This is a genomic window from Pseudomonas syringae (assembly GCF_001698815.1).
GTDB classification, from domain to species: Bacteria; Pseudomonadota; Gammaproteobacteria; order Pseudomonadales; family Pseudomonadaceae; genus Aquipseudomonas; species Aquipseudomonas syringae_A.
On record NZ_LGSI01000002.1, the window covers coordinates 20137 to 28080 of the forward strand.

5 protein-coding genes are annotated in these 7944 nt (G+C 58.4%); 1 reads left to right on the forward strand and 4 read right to left on the reverse strand.

Going from position 1 to position 7944, the window contains the following annotated elements; translation table 11 throughout:
• Window positions 1-164 precede the first annotated feature (164 nt).
• The 3 genes from AFK24_RS00355 to AFK24_RS00365 form a co-directional block, all read right to left on the reverse strand.
• Window positions 165-1637: an efflux transporter outer membrane subunit gene (locus tag AFK24_RS00355; RefSeq protein ID WP_065831349.1), complete on the reverse strand. Its 1473-nt coding sequence runs from the start codon at window positions 1635-1637 to the stop codon at window positions 165-167.
• A gap of 6 nt (window positions 1638-1643) precedes the next feature.
• Window positions 1644-4823, reverse strand: coding sequence for an efflux RND transporter permease subunit (locus AFK24_RS00360; protein ID WP_065831350.1), 3180 nt, complete (start codon window positions 4821-4823; stop codon window positions 1644-1646).
• A gap of 88 nt (window positions 4824-4911) precedes the next feature.
• Window positions 4912-6093: an efflux RND transporter periplasmic adaptor subunit gene (locus tag AFK24_RS00365; RefSeq protein ID WP_065831351.1), complete on the reverse strand. Its 1182-nt coding sequence runs from the start codon at window positions 6091-6093 to the stop codon at window positions 4912-4914.
• Window positions 6094-6213: 120 nt separating this feature from the next.
• On the opposite strand from AFK24_RS00365, the gene AFK24_RS00370 reads away from it, so the two are divergent.
• Window positions 6214-7122 (forward strand): LysR substrate-binding domain-containing protein, encoded by a 909-nt coding sequence (locus AFK24_RS00370; RefSeq protein ID WP_065831352.1) that lies wholly within the window; start codon window positions 6214-6216, stop codon window positions 7120-7122.
• Window positions 7123-7507: 385 nt separating this feature from the next.
• Here the strand turns inward: AFK24_RS00370 and AFK24_RS29630 are convergent.
• Window positions 7508-7944: transposase (locus tag AFK24_RS29630; RefSeq protein WP_170826271.1), on the reverse strand; the 437-nt coding region annotated here is incomplete at its 5' end.

The window sequence follows — 7944 nt, forward strand, 5'->3', positions numbered from 1 at the left end:
CGATTTTCAGCACCGCCTGGGATGACCATTGGGCTGAGAACGTTCTCACACTCTGCGCACGGAGCGGCCTGTCGTCGGTATATCGCAATGACACCGTTTAAACACACTTGATCGACATTACCGTTTTGCCGCGCGAACAGATCGAGCGGCGCAACGGCATGAATTTACTGCGTCACCGGCACCTCGCTTGTTGCTTTACCCCAACCACCGCCCAGCGCACGAATCAACCGTACTGTGGCGATCGACTGTTCGCCGTACAACCCTGCCAGGCTGCGCTGGGCTTGCAAGGTACTGCGGTCGGCATCCAATACACTCAGGTAATCCCTTGCGCCTTCGTGGTACTGCGCCTGAGTGATACGGCTAGCACCCATGGAAGCATTGACAGCTTGGGTCTCAGCCTGGGTTTGCTGCTCCAAAAGTCGAACCCCGGCTAGATTGTCTTCGACCTCAAGCAATGCGTTAAGCACGGTCTGCCGGTAGTGTGCGACCTGCTCCTGGTAAGCGGCGCGAGCATTTTCCAGATCCGCCTTGCGCTTGCCACCATCGAACAATGGCAGGTGCAGCATGGTGCCAGTGAGTGGGCCAAGCAGGAGCGCTTTGCTGGAGCCTTGGAACAACTCGCTCAGCGTATTGCCCTCGTAACCTGCCGTCCCGGTCAACGACAGCGACGGGAAGTAGGCGGCCTTGGCCACGCCGATCCGCGCATTCGCCGCCGCCATGGCCCGCTCTGCGGCAGCGATGTCCGGCCGGCGCTCCAATAGGGCCGATGGAATTCCGACCGGAATCTGCAAGGCAAGTGCCTCAATCGGTTTTGCCGCGAAATTGAAGCTGGCCGGGGGCTGACCCAGCAGTACGGCAAGGCTGTGTTCACTGACCGCACGAGCACGGGACAGCGCCAGTGAGTCGGCTTGCGTGGACGCAAGCTCTGTTTGCGCGCGCATCAGATCCAGTTGGCTGTCTTGCCCGCTTTCGGAACGGCTGCGGGCGAACGCCAGAGCATCGTTACGCAGCTTGAGGGTGTCGTCGTAGACTTTGATCTGCGCATCCAGGCTTCTGAGTTGGTAGTAATTGACCGCGACGTCTGCCTGAAGCGCCAGTAGCACCGACTGGTAAAGCGCAGCGCTCTGCTCAGCCTCGGCGCCGGATGCCTTGATGGCGTCGCTGACGCGACCGAACAAGTCGGCCTCGTAGGCCACGTTCATCTGCGCTCTCCAGTACGTCGTCGCAGGTTGAGCACCGTCAGTCGAAGAGTGCGAATCGCGTTCACGTGAGGGCCCAAAGCCTGCATCCAGGCTTGGCAAACGTCGGGACTCGACGCCTTGATGGTAGGCGCGAGCTTCCTGAACCCTGGCTGCTGCCTGTTTCAAGTTCTGGTTGGCGCTCAAGGCTTGGTTTTCAAGATCATTGAGCAACGGGTCGCCAAAGACCTGCCACCATTGCCCGCGAGGCATTTGGTCAGCCGGTTGTGCGGTTTTCCAGCCAGCAGGGGGCGTCAGGTTCTGCTCCTTGTAAGGCGTCAGTGTCTGATCGTCGGGCACGCTGTAGTCAGGCGCCAGTGAATAGCACGCAGACAACGAGAGCAGGGCTGAGGTGGCCAGCGAGACGCCGGCCCAGTGTTTGATTGAAGCGAAGTTCATGATGGATCAGGCCTCGATATCGGCAGTGCGGTGATGCTCGGCAACCAGCGACTTGCCGCCGGACAGCTTGCGTGACAGTACGTAGAACAGCGGGGTGAGCATCAAGGCAAAGACCGTCACCCCCAGCATGCCGAAGAACACGCTGACACCAATGGCGTGACGCATTTCCGAGCCTGGGCCGGTGGCGACCACCATGGGTACGACGCCCATGATGAAGGCCATTGACGTCATCAGGATCGGCCGCAACCGCAGCCGTGCCGCCTCGATGGCCGCTTCGGCGATACTGCGCCCATGCATCTCCAGCTCTCGGGCAAACTCGACGATGAGGATCGCGTTCTTGGCCGAAAGCCCCACCAGCACTACCAGACCGATCTGGGTGAAGATGTTGTTATCACCCTTGGTCAGCCACACGCCCAGCAGGGCAGACAGGATGCTCATGGGTACGATCATGATCACGGCCAGGGGCAACGACAGGCTTTCGTACTGGGCCGCCAATACCAGAAACACAAGTAGCACGCAGATCGGGAACACCATCATCGCGGCGTTGCCGGCCAGTTGTTGCTGATAGGCCAAATCGGTCCATTCAAACTTGATACCCGCTGGCAGGGTTTGCTTGGCGATGCGCTCGATGGCCGCCTGGGCCTGGTTGTTGGAATAACCTGGCGCGGGTCCACCATTGAGATCTGCGGCGGTGAAACCGTTGTATCGCACCACCATTTCCGGACCATAAGTGGGTTTTACGTGCAGCAGGGTGTCCAGCGGGACCATCTCGCCAGTGCGGCTGCGGGCTTTCAACTTGCCGATGTCCTGGGCAAAGGCCCGGTAGCGTGCATCGGCCTGAACGCGAACCTGGTAAACCCGGCCAAAACGATTGATGTCATTGACGTACAGCGATCCCAGATAGATCTGCAGGGTGTCGAATACCTCATTGACTGGCACGCCTAACTGTTGTGCCTTCACTCGATCGACCTCGACATCCAGTTGCGGGATGTTGATGTCGTAACTGCTAAACAGCGGCCCCAGTTCTGGCGCCTTGGCAGCGGCGGCGATGAATGCTTCGGTGGCGTCATGCAGTGCCTGATAGCCCAGCGCGCCACGGTCTTCAAGCTGCAGTTTGAAACCACCCAGAGTGCCCAGCCCGAGTACGGGTGGGGGCGAGAACACTGAGATTTTCGCGTCTTTGATCTGAGTGAATTTCTGATTCAAGGACTGCGCGATGGCATCGGCGCTCAGGGTCGCACCGTGACCGTAGCGCAGGTCGAAAGCGGTGAGTGGCAGGAACATCACCACCGAACTGGACGAGGAGGTAAAGCCGTTGATCGACAGGCCCGCATGAGCGACGGTAAAGCCGACGCCGGGTTCCTTCAGGGCCATGCGGCCCATTTCCTGCGACACCTCATCGGAGCGCTCAAGGGTAGCGCCGTTAGGCAATTGAGCGACCGCGATCAAGTATTGCTTGTCTTGCGCTGGCACAAACCCGCCGGGCACAACATCACCCATGAGCACCGCGAGCCCTAGCAGCAGTGCATAGCAAATCAGCATGGCACCCTTGTGCTTGAGGGTACCGCCGACTCCTTTACCGTAAGCATCCGAGCCACGCTGGAATAGCCGGTTGAACGCGCCGAAAAAACGCCCCAATACCCGATCCATCCCGCGCGTCAGGCGGTCCTTGGGCGCATGGGGGCTGCGCAGCAGCAAAGCGGAAAGCGCAGGCGACAGCGTCAGAGAGTTGAACGCCGAGATGATGGTCGAAATCGCGATGGTCATCGCGAACTGCTGGTAGAACTGGCCTGTAAGACCGGACATGAACCCCAGTGGCACGAACACCGCAACCAGTGTCAGGCAGATAGCGATGATCGGGCCACTGACCTCGTCCATGGCCTTGTAGGTCGCTTCCTTGGGACTGAGGCCATGCTCCAGATTGCGCTCCACGTTCTCCACCACCACGATGGCGTCATCGACCACGATGCCGATTGCCAACACCATGCCAAAGAGCGATAAAGCGTTGATCGAAAAACCGAACGCCAACATGAGTGAGAAGGTCCCGACGATAGCGACCGGTACTGCAAGTAGCGGAATCAGCGCCGCTCGCCAGTTTTGCAGGAACACAATGACCACCAGCACCACCAGGGCGATGGCTTCGAGCAGGGTATGGACCACCGCCTCAATGCTGGAGGCCACGAACCGGGTCGGGTCGTAGTTAAAGCCGTAACTCACGCCCTTGGGCATGTCCTTGCCAATATCTGCCATTTCGCGGCGCACATCATCGGCAATCTGAAGTGCATTGGCTCCAGGCTGTTGGAACACCCAGATGCTCATCGATACCTTGGTATTGAGGTGGGTGCTCTGGGTGTAATCCGATGCGCCGAGCGCTACCCGTGCCACGTCTCGCAGGTAGGTCACGCCACCATCGGCATTGGTCTTCAGAACAATGGCTTCGAACTCTTCCGGCGTCTGCAGGCGGCCCTTGACGTTGATGTCCAGTTGCATCTTCACGTCCGGCGCACTTGGCGTAGCACCCACCATGCCTGCCGATACTTGCGCGTTTTGTGCCTGAATCGCGCTGACCACATCTGAGGCAGCCAGTTGGCGCTCTGCCAACTGGCGTGGGTCAAGCCATACACGCATGGAATAGTCGCCGCCGCCCTTGAGCTGCACGTCGCCCACGCCTTGAATGCGCGCCAGGCGGTCTCGTATATGAATCAGCCCGTAGTTGTGCAGGTAATCCACGTCGTATTGATCGTTAGGCGAGAACAACGTCACGGCCAGGGTCATGGTGCTGGATGCCTTGATCGTGGTCACGCCCAGCTTCTGCACCGCTTCGGGCAGGCGCGGCAGAGCTTGGGATACGCGGTTCTGTACCAACTGCTGGGCAAGGTTGGGGTCCATGCCCAGCTGGAAGGTGACCGTGGTTGTCATCTGCCCGTCGCTGTTGGCTTGGGACTGCATGTACAACATCTTTTCTACGCCATTGATTTTTTCTTCAATGGGCGCGGCTACCGTTTCGGCGATCACCTTGGGGTTGGCACCGGGGAACTCGGCATGCACCAGTACTTGGGGCGGTACGACTTCCGGGTACTCGGAAATGGGTAACTTGAATGCAGCGATCACACCCAGCAGCAAGATCACGACCGAAAGCACGGCGGCGAAGATGGGGCGATCGATGAAAAATCTGGAGAACTTCATCGAAAGGTTTTCTTTTGGTAATAGAGATGCGGCGACGCGCAGTGACTACCGCGTCGGGTTTGAGCAAATATGGATTTAGAGCCAGAGCTTATCGGTGCGCCGACAAGGTTCCAGGCTGGGTGTCCATGGCGACCATGCGGGGGCTGACGTCGTCGTCGACATGTACGCGCTGCATACCACTGACGATGATTCGGTCGTCGGGTCCCAAGCCGCTGTTGACGATGCGTAGGCCGCCATAAAGATCGCCCAGTGTGACCTCACGTTGGTGTACGCGACCCTGAGCGTCGACCACCATCACATACTTGCGATCCTGGTCGGTGCCTACTGCGGTTTCGTTGATCAGAAGCGCCTGGCGACGTTGTCCGGCACTGACCTTCACGTGGGCGTACATACCCGGCAATAGCAACCCCTGGGGATTGTCAAAGCGTGCACGCACGCGGATGGTGCCGGAGTTGCCGTTGAGCTGGTTGTCAATTGAATCCACGACGCCTAGGCGGCCGAAAGCTGATTCATTAGCCAATCCCAGCGCCACTTTTACGGGCTGTTCATGGGGTTGGCCGAGAAAACGCACGTAGGTTTGCTCGTCGACTTCAAAGGCCGCATAGATCGGCGAAATGGACACAATCCGGGTCAGCATGGGGGCTGTGGCACCTGAGGCAACAACGTTACCCAAGGTCAATTCGGCCCGCGAAACCTTACCGCTGACCGGCGCGACGACATGACAATAGTCCAGGTTGACGCGTGCGGTTTGCAGGAGTGCCTGGGCGGACTTGAGGTTAGCGGAAGCGGTCAGTTCCAACTGCAGGGCGGCATCCAGATCACGCTGGGCAATAGCGTTCTGGGTTAGCAATCGCTTGGCCCGTGCCGCGTCAGTATGGGCATAGGTATTGCGGGCGCTTGCACCGGCGACGTCGGCCTGAGCCTGATCTACCGCCGCCTGATAAAGGCGGGTATCGATGGTGAAGAGCGGATCGCCACGCTTGACCTGGGCACCATCCTTGAAATGCACGGCGGTAATAGTGCCGGACACCAGTGGCCGGACATCAACGGTATCGATGGCTTCGAGTTTGCCCGAGTAGGTCTGGTACTCGTTGATCTGTGCCGATACAGGTGTAGCGACATCGACTTCTGGCGCTGCGGCGGCTGCGATGGGGTCTGCCGCCTGCGCCTGGTTCTGTGCGCTGGTTCCTGACAAGTAATAAGCGGTTGCCATGGATGTGGTCAGCGCGATAGCGATGGCAATGGGCAGTTTTTTTGCTATGGGTTTCATGAGTTCTACAAATCTGGGGTGTAGGTGAGGAAGGCTGACAATGCTAAAGTAGATCAAGAGTTCGATAAACAGGCTCAAAATCCCTAAACTTACGCCTTTCAGTCCCCAATGAGTTTGCTGATGTCCACTAATGACAATTTCGCGGGTATTCACACCTTTGTGACCACGGCACGCTCTGTCAGCTTCACAGATGCTGCAGAGCGACTGAATATCTCGAAGTCTGCTGTTGGCAAAGCGATCGCTCGCCTGGAGCGGCGCCTTGGAGTGATGTTGTTTCACCGCACGACACGCCGACTGTCTCTGACCGCTGATGGCGAAGCCTATCTGGCCGCATGTAGCGGCGCGCTGGATGAAATCCGTGATGTGGAAAACTGCCTGACGTCCAAAGCCCATGAACCGTCCGGCCAGTTGCGGGTTGATATGCCGGTAGCACTTGGGCGGCGGTTGATCCTGCCGGTGATGCTGGAGATCGGCCAGCGTTTCCCAGGCCTGTCGTTTACCCTGACGTTCAACGACCATTTGATCGATCCGGTGGAGGAAGGGGTAGACCTGGTTATCCGCTTCGGTGACCCAGGCAACCAACAAGGCCTTATTGCACGCCCGCTAACGCGCCAACGTCTGATCATTTGCGCCGCGCCCGCGTACCTGCAAGCCAATGGCACACCAAAGACACTGGACGACGTTTACGCTCATGCGGGCATCGTCACCTATCGACGCGGGCAACCCTTGGGGTGGCGCGTAATCGAGGATGGCCACGGGCGGCGCATTGTTCCACCAGCTACCCATCAGATTGGCGACGGCCAAGCGATGATCGATGTAGCGCTGGCGGGTCTTGGATTGTGTCAAATGCCGCTGTGCGTGGTACGCGAGCACCTTGAATCAGGAGCGCTGGTGAGCGTACTGGACGCCTACGAGCCCGAGCCTTTAACGGTCTATGCGCTGTGGCCAAAGACCGCGCATCTGCGACCTAAGGTAAGGTGCCTGATCGACACCTTGATTGAACTGGGCGAATGCGGGAAGTTGGAATGACTGCAAGTGCTATACGCTGAAACTTATGTACGACAGGCATGTGCGCCAACTACGCAGCCGCCAATAGCGCCGGCGAGTCGAAAGTCCTCGGTGTGCGGTGCCTACCTCGGCAAGTAGCTGCAGAGGGGGCCGATAGTGCAGCACCAAGGGCGCGAGCCAGCGCACGTCGTCGTGCAACTATAGTTGCGCCAGATGAGCTCCATTATTCATTTGCCCGCTTTTGGCCGATTCTGTTGAAAAAGTCGAAATTTCAGACTGGAAGGCATCAAGGTTGGCCGTCACTTCAGAACCTGTTCACCACGTTGCGTGGTTTTTCGGTTCTGCGTTGATCTTTGTAGCTTGGTCAGTGGGTTAATTTGAGGGTTTTTGCTGATTCCGGGCGTACCTATCCCGTGGTCGGTGGCCCTTGAGAGGTCAGTTTCGCTAATTTTCTTAGATTCTGTACCGCTGCCGCTAAGGTAAATTCGTCGTTTGCACCGGTCATGCCTCGTAGCCGCAATCGATCCAGTTTCAGGATTCGCTTGAGGTGCGCGAACAACATTTCGACCTTCTTGCGCTCATGGCGAGAGCACACGTATTGCGGTGTCGTGGCGATGCGCCGGGCCACATCTCGCGCCGCTTCATGGACACTACGGGCGATTTTTCGGAACGAAGTGTTCGGGCAGCAGCGCCCTTTCATCGAGCATGTAGCGCAGTCGGTTTGTCGGGATCGAAAGATGATGGTGCCGGCTTTCGTGACATGTGAGCGCTGGTTCTTGAAGGCCCGCCACTCGCTACGAAGGGCGTGTCCAGTGGGGCAACGATATTGCTGCGCTTCTTCAT

Bases quoted from the DNA above. Each gene is read 5' to 3' on its own strand.
- AFK24_RS00365 (WP_065831351.1), bottom strand. From the start codon at position 6,093: ATGAAACCCATAGCAAAAAAACTGCCCATTGCCATCGCTATCGCGCTG.
- AFK24_RS00370 (WP_065831352.1), top strand. From the start codon at position 6,214: ATGTCCACTAATGACAATTTCGCGGGTATTCACACCTTTGTGACCACG.
- AFK24_RS00360 (WP_065831350.1), bottom strand. From the start codon at position 4,823: ATGAAGTTCTCCAGATTTTTCATCGATCGCCCCATCTTCGCCGCCGTG.
- AFK24_RS00355 (WP_065831349.1), bottom strand. From the start codon at position 1,637: ATGAACTTCGCTTCAATCAAACACTGGGCCGGCGTCTCGCTGGCCACC.